We start from the raw sequence: 17018 nt of genomic DNA, 5'->3' as shown, positions 1-17018 counted from the left end.
CTTCAGCGAGGGGTCGTCTCGACCGGCCACGGGACACCGAGGACGTCCTCGGCCCTCGGGACCAGTAGGAAGATCACGAACGTGGCGGGGCGGGCGGTGTACAGCTCCAGTCGACCGCCGTCCGCCTCGACCAGGGCTCTGGCCAGAGATAGGCCGACGCCGGTCGAACCACCGCCGGAGACGCCACGGTCGAAGACATGCCGGGAGAGCTCGTCGGGGACCCCGGCCCCGTTGTCGCCGACCTCGATCATCACCATCGCGCCGGACAGCCTGGCGACCACGGTGACGGTTCCGGCGCCGTGGATCAGCGCGTTCTCCAACAAAACGCCGAGCGCTTCCCGCAACCGGGCGGGCGTGACCCTGGCCGGGAGGCTGTCGGTGATGCGCAGCCGCAGCGAACGCCCCTCCGCGCGAAGCCGCTCCCGCCACTCCCCGACGACCTCGGGCAGTTCCTCGGCCAGGTCCAAGGGCTCTGCGGTCCGGGAGCGGGCGGCGGTGGCCGTGGCCAGCAGGTCCTCCAACACTCGGGACAGCTTCTCGGCCTGTACCAGCGCGGCCCTGGCCTCGTCGCGGTTCACCGGTTGGCGCGGGTCGACCAGCTCCTCCAGGCGCAGTTGCAGCGCGGTGAGATGGCTGCGCAGCTGGTGGGAGACATCGCCGACCAGTTCCCGCTCGCGCTCCATCAAACGGGCCAGCGCCGTCGCGGAGGAATCCAGAGCGTCGGCCACCCGGTCCAGTTCCACCGCGCCGTGTCGCCGGGGATCCGGTCGGAAGTCACCGGCGCCGAGTCGCGCCGCCCTGGCCGCCACATGACGCAGCGGTTCCGACAGCCGCCGGGCGGTCACCTTGGCCATCACCACGCCGACCATGACGGTGAGCAGCACCAACAGCACCACGCCTGCCGCCATCTGCGCCTGCGAGGTATGCAGCGGGCCGGAGGGAACGGCCAGCGTCACACTGCCCTGTCGCACGATCGAGGCGGTCTCGGTGACCGGATCCGGGCCGGGATCGGGCCCGTCCTGCACCATGCCCTGGTTGGGCAGCCGCACCATGATCCGACCGTCGACCGGGACCGCGACTCGGATGCGGCCCAGGTCCAGTTCCTCGCCTGCGGCGAGTTGGTCGTCGAGGCTGGTGGCGATCTGCTGGACCCGGCCGGTCAGTTCCCGGCGGGTCAGGTCCTCCACCAGTCGCATCGAGACGATGCCCAGTGGTAGACCGAGCACGATCACGGTGACCGAGACCGCGAGCAGGATCGATTGCAGGATGCGGGTGCGCATCGGCGGCTAGTCCACGTTGAAGCGGAAGCCGACGCCGCGCACCGTCGCGATCCGCTGTTCGCCGCCCCGCCCCTGCACATCGCCCACCTTGCGCCGCAGCCAGGAGACGTGCATGTCCAGGGTCTTACTGGTCCGGTTCTCCGGGGCGTTCCACACCTCGTCGAGGATCTCGTCCCTGGTGACGACCTGCCCGGCGTGCTGCATCAACACGCGAAGCAGTTCGAACTCCTTGTTCGCGAGTTGGATCTCCTGGCCGTCGACCTGCACCCGACGGGCCGAGAGATCGATCCGCACCCCGTTGGCCTCCACCGACTCGACGGACCGGCGGCGCAGCAGGGCCCTGATCCTGGCCATCAACTCGGCCAGCCGGAAGGGCTTCGCCACGTAATCGTCGGCGCCCGCGTCGAGGCCCACGACGAAATCGACCTCGTCCGTTCTGGCCGTCAACATCAGGACCGGGATGTCGCGGCCCACCGCGCGCAGGCGTCGACAGACCTCCAGCCCGTCCATGCCCGGTAGCCCGAGATCCAGCACCAACAGGTCGTTCTGACCGGTGACGGCCGCCTCCAGCGCGCTGGGGCCATCGGATACCACGTGTACCGAGTAGCCCTCGCGTTGCAGCGCTCGGCACAGCGGCTCCGCGATCGCCACGTCGTCCTCGGCCAACAGCACCACACTCACCCTGTCACCCTAGAGCGTCGCGGAGCTCGAACTCTCCGGTTATCGCAACTAGCCGACCGGGGGTCTCCCCCGAGGCAGCGGGGTTGCCCACGGGGTTGGTCCGTCGTCGATCGCGGCGGTGGCGGGCCCACCGCTGGTCATCATCGATCGAGAGCGGACCGCTAGGCTCGCCGGGTGTCGTCTGCCGCTGATCTCGATCTCGCCCGCCGATTGGCCGATCTCGCCGACGCCGTCACCCGTGCGAGATTCCGCGCGCATGACCTGCATGTCACGAGCAAGCCCGATCGCACCCCCGTCACCGACGCCGACACGGCCGTCGAGGACGCGATTCGCACCCTGCTGGCTCAGGAACGACCGGACGACGCGATCCTCGGCGAGGAACGCGGCGGTACCGAGGCGACGAATGCCCGCACCTGGGTGATCGACCCGATCGACGGGACCAAGAACTTCCTGCGCGGACTGCCGATCTGGGCGACGTTGATCGCACTGGTCGTCGATGGCACGCCACAGGTGGGCGTGATCAGCGCGGCCGCGCTCGGCCGTCGTTGGTGGGCCGCCACCGGGCATGGCGCTTGGACCAGCGAGGCCGACGGCACGCAGCGACCGATCTCGGTCTCCGGCGTCGACGAGCTGGGCAATGCGTATCTCTCGACCACGCACCTGGGCAGCTGGACCGAGCACCACTCCAGGTCCGCGTATCTGCGGCTGGTGGATGCCTGCTGGGAGAACCGGGCGTTCGGCGACTTCTGGCAGCACGTGTTGGTCGCCGAGGGCGCCATCGACCTGGCCGCCGAAGCAGTGGTGAATGCCTGGGACGTCGCCGCCGTACAGGTGATCGTGGAGGAGGCCGGTGGGCGTTTCAGCGACCTGACCGGCGCCGGCGATCACACTCTCGGCAGCGCGTTGTCGTCGAACGGACTGCTGCACGAGTCCGCGCTGGATCAGTTGCGCAGCGGCTGAATCGACGAGTCCGCACTCCCCGCCGGGACCGATCCACGGCGCGGGCGGGGAGTGCGGCTACTCAGCCGTCCAGACGAGACGCGGTCTTCGCGTCCTTGGCGACGGTGAAGGTCGGAATCCCGGTGGGCGGCGTGGCGTCGTTGTCCGGCTGGGCCGCGCCCGGCTGTCCTGCGGGCGCCGGTTGGCCTGTAGAATCCGGTTGTCCCGCGGGCACAGGCTGACCTGCGACGGGAGCGACGCCCGGTGTCCCGGCGGCCAACGGCGCCTGCGGGACGGCCGTCTGCGGCTTGGCCGGTACCGACACCGCATCGGCGGGCAACCCGATCACACCGCGCACCGCCTGGGTCCAGGACAACCTGCCGAACAGGTAGAGACAGGCGACGTTCTCGTTGGTGAACCGCGCCCAGTCGTAGCGGTTGCCCTGCTCTCGCCAGAACACCTCCCAGGCGGGTTCGCCACCCTGCCCGTCCTCGCGTACCACGCACCAGGTGTCATCGGCTTCGGCGCCGATCGAGACCACTTGGGCGGGCACGCCGATGCGCAGCAGCCATTCCAGCAGCGAGTCCATGTTCACCGGGTCGGTCTCCTCACGCCTGCGGCACGGTTTGCACGAGGTCGGACACCGTAGCCGATACCCGCGCGGTGGACGCCGTCTCATCGACGGCCAGGTAGCCCGCCTGAACCAGCTCCACCGCCGACTGAGTCAGTCGGAAGCGCAATCCGCCACCGGGTTGGGCGAACCACGGTGCCGAGACCGCACGCCACGCGGGCAACGGCTTCTGCACCACGTACTGCGTGTACGGCCGGTCCGCGTACTCCGGTGGCAGGGAGCGGGCGGCGAACTTCGTGTCGGCCTCGGCGAAGACCCGACCGTGCGGGGTGCCGAGCCGGTCGAGTCGCGTGCCGACGGGGAGTATGGCGGCCTCGCTGCCCGCCGGGTCGGCGGCGCCCTCCCGGAACAGTTCACCGGGCGGCCAGGCGTACTCGGCGGGGCCGGAGTGATCCGATGGGGCCGCTCGCACCAGGAATCGGCGATCCCAGACCCGCTCGTTGAGATCCCCGAGCGAATCGTGGCCCTCGCGCAGTCGGGCCGGGCAGCCGTTCTCCTCGACACCCGTGGGTTCGTTGTCGCGGCCCGAGGACTGCCGGAGGTCGACCAGATCCGACTGCGGGTGATCCTGCGGTGGGAACCGGATGCCGGGCGCGAAATCGGTCTCCCGGGGCGGAACCGGCAGCTGACGCGCGGGCCGCGCGCTGGGCACCGGCATGTGCCCGAGTGGGAAGAGGCTCATGGTGAAGGCCAGCAGCTCCGCATCGACCTGCTGTGGTCGGACGGGCCTGCCTGCGGCACCGTGGTCGGCGCCCATCGCCGGGCCACCGAACATGTCGCCTGCCGGTGCCATCGGTGCGGCCTTGCCGGGCATGGCGTTGCCCGCCATGTGCCCGACGACCGGTCCACCACCGACGACCATCCCGCCGGCCGGGGCGCCGCCCATGCCGGGCGCGGGTCCCACGCCTGGAGTGCCCCCGAGTGCCGGTCCGCCCGCGCCGATCGGTCCGCCGACGGGACCACCGAAGCCGGGCATCCCACCGAGTTTCGATCCGGCGGGCGGGCCGCCGACCGGACCACCGGGGGCGCCTGGCGCACCGGGGGCGACCGGTGCGCCGCCGGGAGCTGGCGCCACCGGGCCGGGCCCGCCGCCCGCGATCGGCGCGCTGGGCGGTACCGGTGCGCCGGGCATGCTCGGCGCGGGCGTGCCGCCGGGGATACCGAAACCGCCACCCGGCGCCGGGATGGTGGGCATCGGCCTGCCCGGGGCCGGTGCGGGCGCGGAGGGCTGGGCGCCGCCGGACGGCGGTGCGGAACCGCCGGGGGCCGAGGGAGCGGGGGCCGACGGAGCGGGCGGCGCCGGGTTCGCTTGCTGCCCCGGCGGAGCGAAATCGGGACGCGGAGTCGGCGCGGGCGCCGGGGCGGCCTCGGGTGGTGGCCCGGCGAAGGACGGCGTCAACGACGGCGGGGCGGGACGTTCGCCGGAACCGCTCGACGGCGGGTCGGGAATCGAGGGTCCGCTGTAACCGGAGCCGTTGGAGGGGCCGGGCGCTGCCGGTCCGACACCCGCGCCCGCGCTCGGGTGGGTGAAGCCCGCCTGTCCGCCCGGCGGGGTGCCGGGTCCGGGGTCGCCTGCGTGGAGGGCCGTGTTCGCGACGTCGTCGATGACTCCCATCGGAATCGGCCCGGTGCTCTCCGGATCCAGGTCCCGCAGATCGCTCGGCGACGGATTCGACGCGCCCAGGTTCTCCTGTTCCTCGACCAGGTCCTCGCCCCAGGTGAAGCCCCGGTTCTCCGCGAGCTGGTCGGCTTCGTTCTCCGACAGCTCACCGGAATCGACCATCGAGTCGACCAGTCCGGACAGCCCCAGCGAGTCCTCGTCGTCCGAACCGAAACCGTTGTTGCCGAAGCCGTCCCCACCGAGGATCGGCGATCCATCCCGATCGGATCCGGGGCCGCCGGGGAAGAGACCCTCGCCGCCGAGGCCGTCGGGACCCAGACCGGGCACGAGCGAATCGGGATCGAGACCGAGTAGCTCGGCGAGCTGCGGATCGAGCAGCTGTCCCGCCGTCCCGCCCTCCGGCCGGAAGGCCGACAGATCGCCGCTCGCGCTGGAGAACTCGGGCAGCGCGTCGCCGCTCTCGACCTCCACAGCGGAGGCCAGCGTCCCGTTGACCTCCTCGAACTCCGCCTGGGCACCGGCGAACAGCGTTTCGAGTTCCGCTTCCGCGCTGGCATCGCCATCGATGCCCGACTGCTCTGCGGCGTCGACCTTGACGGCGAGCAGCACCAACCGGCGGATGATCTCGACCTTGGTCGCGGCGATCTGGTCGGCCGCGAACTCCAGGCGGGCGGCGGCCTCCTCGCAGCCGCGCACGATGCTGCGGAAGCGTCCCTCGTCGGAGCTGAAGGTCTCCCAGCGTTCGCGGGCCGCGTCCGAGGCCTCGCCCTCGAAGCCGTCGAATACCGAGGTCGCCGCGCTGTCGGCGTCCGTGCCCGCGGTGTCGACCGCCGTACCCGCGGCGCGCCACGCAGCGGCGGCGGTCCGCATTTTCTCCTCATCCGCGGAGGGCCAGTAGACGCCCGCACGTTGCGCGACGTCTGCTAGCTCCGGGGGAAGCTCGATACCCATCTACTCGCCCCTCATCTACAGCGCCTGCGGTCAGTGCGACCCGGCATCGTTGGACCCGACCAGGCCCGCGTTGTGCTCGTCCACCGACGAGTAGTCCCGTGCGGTCGCCTGTAGGCGATCGCGCATGTCGAGCAGTTCGCCCGGGAGAGCGTCGAGCAGCTCGACCACCTCCGCCGAAGGACCGACGTGTCGGGCGGCGAAGTTGCGGCCGATCTCGTCGGAGCCCCAACAGCCCTCGGTCTCGGCCAGCGCGTCCCGCAGCGCCGCCGCGGCATCCTCGACCTGACCGGACAGGCCGGTGAACCGGCCCGCGCGGGTCTCCAACTGATCCGGATCAACGAGATACATGCCTGCGCCTCCCTTGTTAACGACCGGTGGTGCCCGAGCCCTACCAGCTCGGCGCCTGCCGCACGCTCTGCTGCCCGAAGTCCTCGGACCGCCCGTTGTTCGGCGCCTGCCTGCCTGCGGCCTCGCCCGGTGCGAGCACCTCGGAGGCCACCCTGGCGGAGACGGCCGCCACCGAGGCCGAGGCGACCTGAATGGTGTGTGTCACCAGCACGGCGAGGTCGGCGGGCCGGTACCGGCGGTACGCGTGGTCGGCGATCCATACCCGCTGGACGATCCCACGATGGCCCACGGTGACCGCGACCGACGAGTCAGGACTGGTCACGGTCTCGCTGATCTCAGCAAGACGCCTGTGTACCTCACCAAGCTGCTCTCGGCTGCGCCGATACTCGCCGAGCAATCGTTCGACGTTGGCTTGGTGGTCGGTCACCATAACGCCTCCGGTGGTCCGCCCCCCGATGGATGTACCGGTGTTGGACGGAGCCGATCCAGATCCGGTTCCCACGATCTTGCAACAAATTCGATCAAACGGTTCACTCGCCCCCACGAACTGCCCGAAAGGCCGGATCCATCCGGTAATTATGGGCATATTCGCTGGTCAGCACGTGTCGAACACCGATAGGACTCGCTTGGGTTCGGCAGCATTCCCACGCGGAAATCCTTGGCTCCGATACCGATCCGGTGTCGATCGTGCACCGGCGACAGCCTCGGGCGGCAGGAAACGGTCGGGCCCGATCGCTAGGGTTCCTGGCCGCTCGACACCGCTGGCCATGGGCGAATCGGGACCCGGAGAGCGTTCGCGATCCCGGCCGTCTCAGTTGGATGTCGGGGGCAACGACGGCGGTCGCGTACGTCGATAGCTCCAGGATGTGCCCGGAGGCGCGGCGGTCAGTCCGGCGTGGACGGCGGCGTGCACAGCCCGCGCGAGGGCACCGCCGATGCGGGATCGCGGTCCGCCATAACTCTCCACCGGACCATCGACCGGACATAGCAACACGGTGGCATCGGTGCAGGTTCCGGTTCCCGGCACACCCAGATCGCCGAAAGCCTGCGCCTTGGCCTCGGCCACCGTGGCCACGGCATTGACCAGGGCGCCCTCGGTGAGTCGGACGGGCAGCACACAGACCGCGTTGACGGTGCCCGGTTGCGCGGAGAGGAGCGGCGATTCCTCGGCGGCGGCCCAGGTCGGATGCTCGCCGACCCCGGTCGTCACGCAGGCCGTCACCTCGTGATCAACACGGGTGATGGCGTCGCCGACGTCCATCGCGGTGAGCAGGCCGACCCCCGGCCCCAGCAGGTCGAGTTCCCCGGCGATCTCCCGGAGGTGCGCGGCCGGGTCGGGACGGTCGTAGTCGCGGTGCACGGTCGCGTTGCACACCCAGTGACGTTCGCCGATACCGCCGCCGAGCACGGCCGAAGAGATCGCCAGCCACGGCTTGGACAACCGCCAGGTCAGTACCGGTAAGCCCGCCACCAGGCCGAGTTCGGCGGCAGGCTGCTGCCCCGATACGGCCTGGTACAGCGGGTTATCCGGCATCGTGGGTCAACTACCGCCGAGCGCGGTGACCACGCGGGATGCACTGGGCCTGCCCAGTTGTCTGGCCATCCAGACGCTGGTCCGCACCAATTCGTCGAGGTCGACGCCATGCTCGATGCCGAGTCCGTCCAGCATCCACACCAGATCCTCGGTGGCCAGGTTCCCCGTCGCCGATTCGGCATACGGGCATCCGCCGAGGCCGCCTGCCGAGGAGTCCACGGTGGACACGCCTGCGCGCAGGGCGGCGAGGGTGTTGGACAGGGCTTGACCGAAGGTGTCGTGGAAGTGCACGGCCAACCGGTCCACGCCGACCCCGACCTCGTCGAACGCCTTGAGCAGCGTCTCGACCTGGCCCGGCGTCGCGACGCCGATGGTGTCGCCGAGCGAGAGCTGGTCACAGCCGAGGTCCAGCAGCCTGCGTCCCGTCTCGGCCACCGAAGCGGGATCCGGGGTGCCTTCCCACGGGTCGCCGAAACACATCGACAGGTAGCCGCGGACTCGCAGTCCCGCCGAGGTCGCGCGGGACACCACGGGTTCGAACATCGCGAACTGCTCGGCCATTCCGCAGTTCAGGTTGCGGCGGGCGAAGGACTCGGTCGCGCTGCCGAAGATCGCGATCTCGGCGATGCCCGCTTCCAGCGCCCGGTCCAGTCCGCGCTCGTTGGGCACCAAGACCGGATAACGCACCCCGGGCACCTGGGGCAACGCCGCGATCAGCTCTGCGGCGTCGGCGAGTTGGGGAACCCAGCGCGGGCTCACAAAGCTCGTCGCCTCGAGCACGCTCAGGCCCGCCGCCGCCAACCTGCGCAGAAACTCCAGTTTGACGTCCAGAGTCAGCGTGGTCGATTCGTTCTGCAGCCCGTCCCTCGGCCCCACCTCCCAGATCGTCACCCGAGAGGGCAACGCGCCTGGTTCGGGGGCCGGGACACGCTGGGGCAGGCCGAGCGCACGAAAGTCGGTCATTCGGTGGGCCGGGGCTGTTGGCTGCGCTGCGGGTAGTAGAAGTCGGCTTGGCCGCCCTCGTCGATCTGCTGGTAGAGCATTCCGTGCACCCGCTCGACGTTGGGCACGTCGTCGAAGGTGAGCGCCTCGTCGGAGGCGGATTCGATGATCAGCGTGCCGCAGCCCAGCACCCGGTCCATGAGGCTGTGCTCGAAGCGAACGCTGTTGATCCGGCTCAACGGGATGTCGACGCCGGTGCGATGCAACACGCCTGCCCGGTACATCACTCGCTCGTTGGTCACCACGAAGTGGGTGCTCTGCCACTTGATGAAGGGGATCAGGAACAGCCAGACGATCAGGATGAGCCCGAGCGCCCCGATGGCGATCCAGCCGATCGTTGCCCAGTCCTCTTCTGCCACCATCATCGCGCCGAAGATCCCCGCTGCGACGATGAGCACCAGTGCCACCGTGGGCCAGAAGATCATCTTCCAGTGCGAGTGTTTGTGGACCACGACATGCTCGTCGTTGGTGAGCATGTTCTCCGGGTAACCCACGGTGTTTCCTCCAGATCAGGGCGTGTCGTCGTTTACGACGCGATCACCGTACCGGCGAGGAGGGCCCGTCGGGACCATCGCGGTCATAACGCTTCCCATTACTCCGTTGCCCTCGCGGCGGCTGCGGAGTCTTTCGGGCAATCCGTCCGGGCCGGGTCGATCAGCCTGCTCGAAGGTGGACGACGTCACCGGCCGAGAAGCTCTCGGTCGGACCCGCGTCGGTGTCCACGACGATCCGGCCGCCCGCATCGACATCGACCGCGGTGCCCAGCACCGCCCGGTCACCCGCCAGTTCGACGCGGATCCGGCGCCCCAGGGTGGCGCTGGCGTCCTGGTAGGCGGCGAGCTGCCCGGAGCGGGCCACGTCGCCGTCGTGGCTACGCCAGGTGCGTTCCGTCCCGTCCAGCTCTTCGAGCAATCGGATCGCCAACTCGGTCCGATCCAGGCTGATGGCCCCTTCGAGATGCAGCGAGGTCGCCTCGGGGCCATGCGGGCGCGGCGGTAGCTCGTCGAGCCGGTGGTCGACGTTGAGTCCGATGCCCAGCACGATGGCCTGGCCGGGTTGGCCGGCATCCGCCGCCTGCCCGAGATGTACCGCCTCGGCAAGAATGCCAGCGCATTTGCGCTGGTGTGGCCCGACCAACAGATCGTTCGGCCATTTCATCGCGGCTTCGACGCCGCTCACCGCCCGGACCGCCCGGACCAGGGCCAGCCCTGCCAACAGCGGCAGCCAGCCGAGCTGGGCGGGCGGCACCTCCGGCCGCAACAACACGCTGAGATACAGCCCCGCCCCCGCAGGCGAGGTCCAGGACCGACGCTGCCTGCCCCGCGCGGCGGTCTGCTCCTCGGCCAGTAACACGGTCCGGTCCGGGGCGCCCTCGACGGCCCGGGCGACGAGGTCGGCGTTGGTCGATCCGGTGCTCGCCCGGACGTCGACTGCCGCGTAGGGACCTGCGGGCCGCACCAGGGCAGACCGAAGGAACCGCTGGTCAAGCGGGGCGCGCTGTGAGGTTTCGGCCACGTCCGGAGGATACGTCGGTGGGCGCCGGCGCCTGGGTGGGGCCGGGTGGGGCGATGATCATCACTTCGAGTGTTGCCGGGGTCAGGTGCACCCGAGGAGAATGGCGTTGGAAGCGGGAGGTGACTTCATGAACAACAAGCCAGGCTCGGGCACCGTCGTCGATGCGCCACATCGCCGGGTCACGATGGAAGAGGTCCTCGCTCATCGAGACGAGATCCATGCCATCGCTCGTCGGCACGGAGTCAGCAACGTTCGGGTGTTCGGCTCGGTGGCCAGGGGCGAAGCCGACGAGGACAGTGACCTCGATCTTCTGATCGACATCGACGGCGGTTATATCGCCATGACCAGCTTTGCGCTCGGCGTGGAAGATCTCCTCAACGTCTTCACCCAGGTCGCGACACCGAACGGGTTGAAGAGGCAAATGCGAGACAGGATCCTCGCCGAAGCGGTCCCGGTGTGAAGCGATCCGCCAAACAGCGCCTCGATGACATCATCGGAGCAGCTACCGAGATCATCGAAAACTGTCCGAAAACGCGAGATCAACTCTCTGAGGACCGGATACTTCAGCTGGGTCTGGTCAAGCTGACAGAGATCATCGGGGAAGCCGCCAATCACGTCGGAGACGAGCTGCAACTGGCTCACCCGGAGGTACCATGGCGAGCTGTGATCGGTATGCGTCATCGCACCGTGCACAGCTACTTCGAGATCGATTTCAGCGTGTTGTGGAAAGTGATCTCTGAAGAGATCCCCGTCTTGCTCCCACAGATTGTGTCCATCCGCGCGACGCTGGACCAGGATCCGTCCTCGATGTGACGCCGCCGGACCATGTCCCCCGGGCGGGCCGCTGGTTAGGCTCGCGGGCATGAGCAGCGCAACCGAGCCGGTCGGGGAACTGTCGGACACCCAACCCGACATTCACACCACGGCGGGCAAACTCGCCGATCTCGCCCGCCGCAATCACGAGGCCGTGCACGCCGGATCGGCGCGCGCCGTGGAGAAGCAGCACGCCAAGGGCAAGCACACGGCCCGGGAGCGGATCGACATGCTGCTCGATCCGGGTTCCTTCCTCGAGCTCGACGAGCACGCTCGCCACCGGTCGATCAACTTCGGCCAGGAGCGCAACCGTCCGTACGGCGACGGCGTGGTCATCGGTTTCGGCACGGTCGATGGCAGACCTATCTGTGTGTTCAGCCAGGACGTCACGGTCTTCGGCGGTTCCCTCGGCGAGGTCTACGGCGAGAAGATCGTCAAGGTGCTCGACCTGGCGTTGAAGACCGGCCGACCGATCGTCGGCATCAACGAGGGCGGCGGGGCCAGGATTCAGGAGGGTGTGGTCTCCCTCGGGCTCTACGGCGAGATCTTCCGGCGCAACACCCATGCGTCCGGGGTCATCCCGCAGATCTCGTTGATCATGGGCGCTACGGCGGGCGGCCATGTCTACTCGCCCGCGTTGACCGACTTCGTGGTGATGGTCGACAAGACCTCGCACATGTTCATCACCGGCCCGGACGTGATCAAGACCGTCACGGGCGAGGAGGTCACCTTCGAGGAGCTGGGCGGGGCGGAAACCCACAACACCCGGTCCGGGGTGGCGCACTACCTGGGCAACGACGAGGAGGACGCGATCTCCTACGTCAAGTCGCTGCTGAGTCATCTGCCGTCGAACAATCTCAGCGAACCGCCGCTCTATCCGGTAGCGGTGGCCGATCAGGGCGCGGTCGTCGACTCCCTCACCGAGACCGATCTCGAACTCGACACGCTGATTCCGGACTCGGCGAACCAGCCCTACGACATGCACGAGGTGCTCACCCGGGTCCTGGACGACGGCGAGTTCCTAGAGGTGCACGAGCGGTTCGCACCCAACATCCTGGTGGGCTTCGGCCGGATCGAGGGTCAGAGCGTCGGCGTGGTCGCCAACCAGCCGACCCAGTACGCCGGTTGCCTGGACATCGACGCCAGCGAGAAGGCCGCCCGGTTCGTCCGCACCTGCGATGCGTTCAACGTGCCGGTGCTGACCTTCGTGGACGTGCCGGGCTTCCTGCCCGGGACCGAGCAGGAGTGGAACGGCATCATCCGGCGCGGCGCGAAGCTGCTGTACGCCTACGCCGAGGCCACGGTGCCGCTGATCACCACGATCACCCGCAAGGCCTACGGCGGTGCCTACGACGTGATGGGCTCCAAGCATCTGGGAGCGGACGTCAACCTGGCCTGGCCGACGGCGCAGATCGCGGTGATGGGCGCGCAGGGCGCGGCGAACATCGTGCACCGCAAGACCCTCGCGCAGGCCGCCGCCAACGGCGAGGACACCGACGCGCTGCGCGCGAAGCTCCAACAGGAGTACGAGGACACGCTGTGCAATCCGTATGTGGCGGCCGAACGCGGCTACGTCGACTCGGTGATCGCCCCCTCGCACACCAGGGGTTATCTGGCCCGGTCGCTGCGGCTGCTGCGCGATAAGCGCGAGACGCTGCCGCCGAAGAAGCACGGCAACATCCCGCTGTGATCCGCCGGTCGAGATTCCGGGTGTGAGCTGGCCGTTCGGCCGGGGAGAAAGGACGGGCATGACCGATCAGCAGCCATCCGACCAGCAGCCGAGCGCCGGGCGGCCGGTGCTGCGCGTGGTCCGGGGCGAGCCGGACGACGCGGAGTTGGCGGCGCTGGCGGCGGTGTTCGCAGCGTCCTCAGCCGGGGAGCCAGCCGAGGCGGCTGCCCCGGAACGCTCCGGTTGGGCGGATCGGGCCGCGTTGCTGCGCCGCCCGCTCTCGCCGGGCGCGGGCGCCTGGCGCTGGTCGGCGTTCCGGGGTTGAGGGCTTCGGGGCTGTTCGGCTGCGGCGAGGCCTGCCGGTCGGGTGCGGTTGACCGAAACGGCTGGTCGCGAGAGAAGCAGCTGGTCAGTCGCGGTGCAGCGTCTTGTCCAACTCGGGCACGGCGACGCCTCGGTAGCCGATCGCACCCTCGTTGGCCCGCTGATAGATGCCGAGGAAGTCGTAAGGTCGCCCGCCGGTATCCGGGTTCAAGCCGGTGCGCACAGTGATCGAGCCGGAGTTGCATCGCTGGTCGCGCCACGCGATTCGTTCCACGGGGGCGCCGCCGTCGTCGAGCACGAAACGCAGCTCGTCGGGGGAGCGATGCCAGCCCCCGCCCCAACCTTCCTCGGTGGCGAAGCGGTGCACCCGTGCGTCCGCGATGCCGTCCGGGAAGGCCCACCTGCCGGTGACCTCGCCTCGGAACTCCGATTGGGTGCCGTCGGCGGCGCGGTGGTGACCGTAGAAGCCGGTCATCTCAGCGGTGAAGACGATGGCGGCCTCCGCGCCGTCCGTTCCACGCCACGAGAGGTGTTCGAGCACGGAGTTCTCGCCGCGTTCGACGTGGAAGAGCAGCGGCGGCGCGGCCACCCACGAGCTGTGGCCCGATGCGCACCGCTTGGTGTCGAAGGCGAAGACCGAGTTGGCGGCATGGGCGGCGCCCAATGCGCGCTCGGAATGGTCGCGTTCGTAGACGGAATCGAGGGTGATCCGGTACAGCCACAGCTGGTTGCGGGCGTCGGCGGCGGTGCGGATCTCCAGGGTGTTCTCGCCCGGAACCAACAGCGCGCCGGGCACCGCGAGCACGTTGTCCTGCGGCAGGTCACCGCCGCCGGGAATGGCGAGCCGTTCGGTCACGAGTTCGCCGTTGACCAGCACGTCGACCGGTGCGGAACCCGGCGTCCGGCGGTTGGATTTCGCCACCAGGGCCCGCACCTTCAGGGTTGCCTCGGCGATCTCCTCCCCCTTGGAGAGCGTGAAATCCAAGGTCACCGAACCACCCGCGCCCACCGCGAGATGCGAGCCGGCGGCGCTGGCTTCGCTGGTGTGGACGACCGCGTTGCCCAGAATCGGCGGTCGAAACGCGAAGTCCGCGTAGGTCGGTTTCATGCTGGCGTTCCTCCGACAGGGTGATCGGCTCGGGATGTCGGGCACGCTAGCCCCAGGGGCCGACACCAGGCGGGGATCGTCCCGACTAAGCCGTTCGGTGTCCTGTCTCCGGTTAACCCACATTCAAAGCACGCATCCGCCGCCAGGAATCAAATCAGCTCGGCTGGAAATTGCAATTGATCGCCAGCTTCTTCTATCGAATGACCATATTCCTCGGGATCATCAATTCATGATAGAATGGGCGCTCCTGCCAGCCTGCCAATAACGCAATCGCGACTGACTCGCATCGCCCACCAACCACGCGCTCCCCCTCGAAACACGTTCGACTGAAACGGGTCTAAAATACACACCATCCTTTGGGATGCAAGCCTTCCGCACGGTAATCCACGCTCGCCACCACGGGAGACTCCTGCTTGATCCGTTGGGCAAGCGCCTTGCCCCGCTCCCGCCAGGACTCTTCTTCGGCGACTGACGCGAACCCTGAATTCCGGTAGTCACTCGGTCGATATGTCGCTTGATACTCGGAATCCCAGATGACGAGCTCACGCACGAGCTCGGGGGGCAACTGCAGCTGCTCACCGGCCTCCTCGATCGAGTGGCCGTACTCCTCAGGATCGTCGAAGTCGTAATAGAAGGGGTCTTCCTGCCAACCCACCAACAACGAAACCACAACGGATCGGGTCATTCAATCTCTCCAAACACGAGTGCGCAATTTTCGCTTGAGTGAAATTGGATGCGCTCCGACGATCAAGCCGTCCAGCGTAACCGTGATAGCCAAACGGCGCCTTTCACCCTCAAAAATCACTTCGTACACCGGACGGTCTCTACCACTGTACCCAACCACCTTCCCACGTTCGAGGGCAGCGAAAAGAAGGTTCATGATCTGCTCTGCAGGAACTCCTGCGCGAGCGAATTGACCGGCCCGGTCGTCGTCTAGAATGTGTTCTGCTCCTCCTTTGACGTTCTCCCTCTCTACCCACACCGTGCGCCCGTCCGGCAGCTGGCTCATCCGGTCGACGTTCGCCGGGTTGATGACGGCCCCGGCCCGTTCGCGTTCGGCGATCCATTCCGGGTACCGGCTCTGGGAGTCGTCCGGGGCGGTGCCGGGTCCGATCGCCGTGGAATCCGCGCCCCCTTCGATCCCCGCGTGGCCGCCGATTCGGTGTCCCGCGATCGACATGCAGTAGTCGTCGATGATGTCCTGCGCCTGACCTAACTCGGTATACGCCAATCGGACCTCGTCGCTCGCAGCCCGGCCGAACCTGCGGATCTGCTCGACCTGCGGCCAGATCGATCCCCTGGTGCCTTCGTCGAAGATCTCCGAGCCTTCCGCGATCTCGTGCCCCGCCCTGGCTGTGGCCGCTCGCGCCTCGGTCAAAAGCGCGTGCGCTTGGCGCAGCTGTTCGACCACAATCGTCACGGACAATACGCCGCTCCTCACCGTGCGTGTTGATTCCATGATGTCGCAACCTGACATCCGGCGGCACGCGAATTGGCGACGGACCGTTGCCGCACCCTGGGCGACCGATCGGTCCGGACACACGGAAGGCGCCCGCCAGGGAGTACCTGGCGGGCGCCTCGGGTGTTGCTGTTGCTCGGTGTCTTACTGGACGGTGATGCCGCGCTCGGCCAGCCACGGCTGGGGGTCGAGCTTCTGGCCGCCGACGTTGACCTCGAAGTGCAGGTGCGGGCCGGTGGACTGGCCACGGTTACCGATCGTGGCGATCTGATCCCCGGCCTTGACCTGCTCACCCACACTCGCGGTGAAGGTCTCGACGTGGCCGTAGGTGGTGATCGTGCCGTCGGGGGCCTGGACGCGGACCCACTGGCCGAAGCCGGTGGCCGGACCGGCGTTGATCACCGTGCCATCGGTGGCCGAGACCACGGGGGTGCCGATCGGGCCGGCGATGTCGATACCGAAGTGGTTGGTACCCCACCGGGCGCCGTAGCCGGAGGTGAAGGTGCCCTCGGCGGGCTTGACGAACTCCGGACGGTTGGCCTCCGCCTCCGCAGCCGCCTGCTCGGCGACCCGGGCGGAATGGGCCTGGGCCTCACCCGCGAGGGTGTGGAACTGCAGCGTGGGGGCGACGTCGTTGTACAGCGGGGCCATCGCCGCACCGGCGTCCTGCTCGGCGCTGACCTCGACACCCTGCTCCGTCGGTGCGGGGGCCTCGGAGGCTCCCGCGAGCAGCGGCTGGCCGCCCAGCAGGGAGGCACCGGCCAACGCGGTGGCGATCACGGCCTTACCGGCACGACGACGAAGAAACGGGTTACGGGTACGCAGCGTCAAAAGAACTCCAATGAGACTCGGGGGAAGAGAGAATCAACGGCCCGGTCACATCGGCCGGTCGAAGGAACGACCAACCAGCCACCACCACTCTTGAATCGAGGGCGGGCATCTCGCGTGTCTTTCGGGGTGACCCGGCGTGACGTACAAGGCCAACCTAAGCGCCGCTCACCCAACGCCACCACCAGATGTGACCCGCACCGCCACCAGGCACAAACCGGCGCGTAAAACCTCGACGCAGCGTCACCACTCCCCGCCAGACCGCCGCCCACAACGGCCAGACCTCGGAGCGCCTCGCACCTGATCGACAAAATT

Annotated in this window: 18 protein-coding genes and 1 pseudogene; 5 read left to right on the top strand and 14 right to left on the bottom strand. The window is 68.6% G+C overall.

Annotated features, from left to right (window positions below):
* Nucleotides 1-2: 2 nt before the first annotated feature.
* A complete protein-coding gene (locus tag BKA25_RS03680; RefSeq protein WP_069852119.1) occupies nucleotides 3-1280 on the bottom strand; it encodes a sensor histidine kinase in 1278 nt (425 codons plus the stop codon).
* A 6-nt stretch (nucleotides 1281-1286) separates the two neighbouring features.
* Complete coding sequence (locus tag BKA25_RS03675) at nucleotides 1287-1961, bottom strand: response regulator transcription factor (protein ID WP_172803863.1); 675 nt, start codon at nucleotides 1959-1961, stop codon at nucleotides 1287-1289.
* A 174-nt stretch (nucleotides 1962-2135) separates the two neighbouring features.
* Here BKA25_RS03675 and hisN point away from each other — a divergent pair, with 174 nt between their 5' ends.
* Nucleotides 2136-2921, top strand: a complete 786-nt coding sequence (hisN, locus tag BKA25_RS03670) for a histidinol-phosphatase (RefSeq protein ID WP_069852123.1) — start codon at nucleotides 2136-2138, stop codon at nucleotides 2919-2921.
* Nucleotides 2922-3222: 301 nt separating this feature from the next.
* Here the strand turns inward: hisN and BKA25_RS03665 are convergent.
* From BKA25_RS03665 to BKA25_RS03630, 8 genes and pseudogenes are all read right to left on the bottom strand, one after another.
* Nucleotides 3223-3495, bottom strand: a pseudogene (locus tag BKA25_RS03665) (hypothetical protein); the annotation flags it as partial.
* Between the two features lie 13 nt (nucleotides 3496-3508).
* The gene (locus tag BKA25_RS28265) at nucleotides 3509-6103 is read right to left on the bottom strand and encodes a TNT domain-containing protein (RefSeq protein WP_069852127.1); all 2595 of its coding nucleotides are present in this window, start codon (nucleotides 6101-6103) and stop codon (nucleotides 3509-3511) included.
* Between the two features lie 30 nt (nucleotides 6104-6133).
* Nucleotides 6134-6451: a WXG100 family type VII secretion target gene (locus tag BKA25_RS03655; protein ID WP_069852129.1), complete on the bottom strand. Its 318-nt coding sequence runs from the start codon at nucleotides 6449-6451 to the stop codon at nucleotides 6134-6136.
* A gap of 40 nt (nucleotides 6452-6491) precedes the next feature.
* Nucleotides 6492-6878: a YbaB/EbfC family nucleoid-associated protein gene (locus BKA25_RS03650; RefSeq protein WP_157421272.1), complete on the bottom strand. Its 387-nt coding sequence runs from the start codon at nucleotides 6876-6878 to the stop codon at nucleotides 6492-6494.
* Between the two features lie 384 nt (nucleotides 6879-7262).
* Nucleotides 7263-7985 carry an adenosylcobinamide amidohydrolase gene (locus BKA25_RS03645; protein WP_084643382.1) on the bottom strand — a complete coding sequence of 241 codons (723 nt, stop codon included), beginning with the start codon at nucleotides 7983-7985 and terminating at the stop codon, nucleotides 7263-7265.
* Nucleotides 7986-7991: 6 nt separating this feature from the next.
* The gene (locus BKA25_RS03640; RefSeq protein ID WP_069852133.1) at nucleotides 7992-8948 is read right to left on the bottom strand and encodes a hydroxymethylglutaryl-CoA lyase; all 957 of its coding nucleotides are present in this window, start codon (nucleotides 8946-8948) and stop codon (nucleotides 7992-7994) included.
* Nucleotides 8945-9481 (bottom strand): PH domain-containing protein, encoded by a 537-nt coding sequence (locus BKA25_RS03635; protein WP_069852135.1) that lies wholly within the window; start codon nucleotides 9479-9481, stop codon nucleotides 8945-8947. Before BKA25_RS03635 ends, BKA25_RS03640 begins: the two co-directional genes overlap by 4 nt.
* 160 nt (nucleotides 9482-9641) lie before the next feature.
* On the bottom strand, nucleotides 9642-10502 hold the full coding sequence (locus tag BKA25_RS03630) for a biotin--[acetyl-CoA-carboxylase] ligase (RefSeq protein ID WP_069852137.1): 861 nt from the start codon (nucleotides 10500-10502) through the stop codon (nucleotides 9642-9644).
* Nucleotides 10503-10629: 127 nt separating this feature from the next.
* Here BKA25_RS03630 and BKA25_RS03625 point away from each other — a divergent pair, with 127 nt between their 5' ends.
* The 4 genes from BKA25_RS03625 to BKA25_RS03610 are packed head-to-tail and all read left to right on the top strand — an operon-like array spanning nucleotide 10630 to nucleotide 13309.
* Nucleotides 10630-10962: a nucleotidyltransferase family protein gene (locus BKA25_RS03625; protein WP_216637761.1), complete on the top strand. Its 333-nt coding sequence runs from the start codon at nucleotides 10630-10632 to the stop codon at nucleotides 10960-10962.
* A complete protein-coding gene (locus tag BKA25_RS03620; protein WP_069852139.1) occupies nucleotides 10959-11315 on the top strand; it encodes a HepT-like ribonuclease domain-containing protein in 357 nt (118 codons plus the stop codon). The genes BKA25_RS03625 and BKA25_RS03620 overlap by 4 nt, the downstream gene beginning before the upstream one ends.
* Before the next feature lie 49 nt (nucleotides 11316-11364).
* Nucleotides 11365-13005, top strand: coding sequence for an acyl-CoA carboxylase subunit beta (locus tag BKA25_RS03615; protein ID WP_069852141.1), 1641 nt, complete (start codon nucleotides 11365-11367; stop codon nucleotides 13003-13005).
* Nucleotides 13006-13063: 58 nt separating this feature from the next.
* Complete coding sequence (locus BKA25_RS03610; RefSeq protein WP_069852143.1) at nucleotides 13064-13309, top strand: acyl-CoA carboxylase epsilon subunit; 246 nt, start codon at nucleotides 13064-13066, stop codon at nucleotides 13307-13309.
* Between the two features lie 84 nt (nucleotides 13310-13393).
* On the opposite strand, the gene BKA25_RS03605 is transcribed toward BKA25_RS03610, so the two are convergent.
* The 4 genes from BKA25_RS03605 to BKA25_RS03590 form a co-directional block, all read right to left on the bottom strand.
* A complete protein-coding gene (locus BKA25_RS03605) occupies nucleotides 13394-14416 on the bottom strand; it encodes a hypothetical protein (protein WP_069852145.1) in 1023 nt (340 codons plus the stop codon).
* Between the two features lie 337 nt (nucleotides 14417-14753).
* A complete protein-coding gene (locus BKA25_RS03600; RefSeq protein ID WP_157421273.1) occupies nucleotides 14754-15101 on the bottom strand; it encodes an immunity protein CdiI family protein in 348 nt (115 codons plus the stop codon).
* Nucleotides 15102-15842, bottom strand: coding sequence for a hypothetical protein (locus BKA25_RS03595; RefSeq protein WP_157421274.1), 741 nt, complete (start codon nucleotides 15840-15842; stop codon nucleotides 15102-15104).
* Between the two features lie 177 nt (nucleotides 15843-16019).
* On the bottom strand, nucleotides 16020-16706 hold the full coding sequence (locus BKA25_RS03590; RefSeq protein ID WP_236750382.1) for a M23 family metallopeptidase: 687 nt from the start codon (nucleotides 16704-16706) through the stop codon (nucleotides 16020-16022).
* Nucleotides 16707-17018: the final 312 nt, after the last annotated feature.

The organism is Actinoalloteichus hymeniacidonis (assembly GCF_014203365.1).
Classification (GTDB): Bacteria; Actinomycetota; Actinomycetes; order Mycobacteriales; family Pseudonocardiaceae; genus Actinoalloteichus_A; species Actinoalloteichus_A hymeniacidonis.
This window is presented reverse-complemented; position numbering and strand designations above follow the sequence as displayed.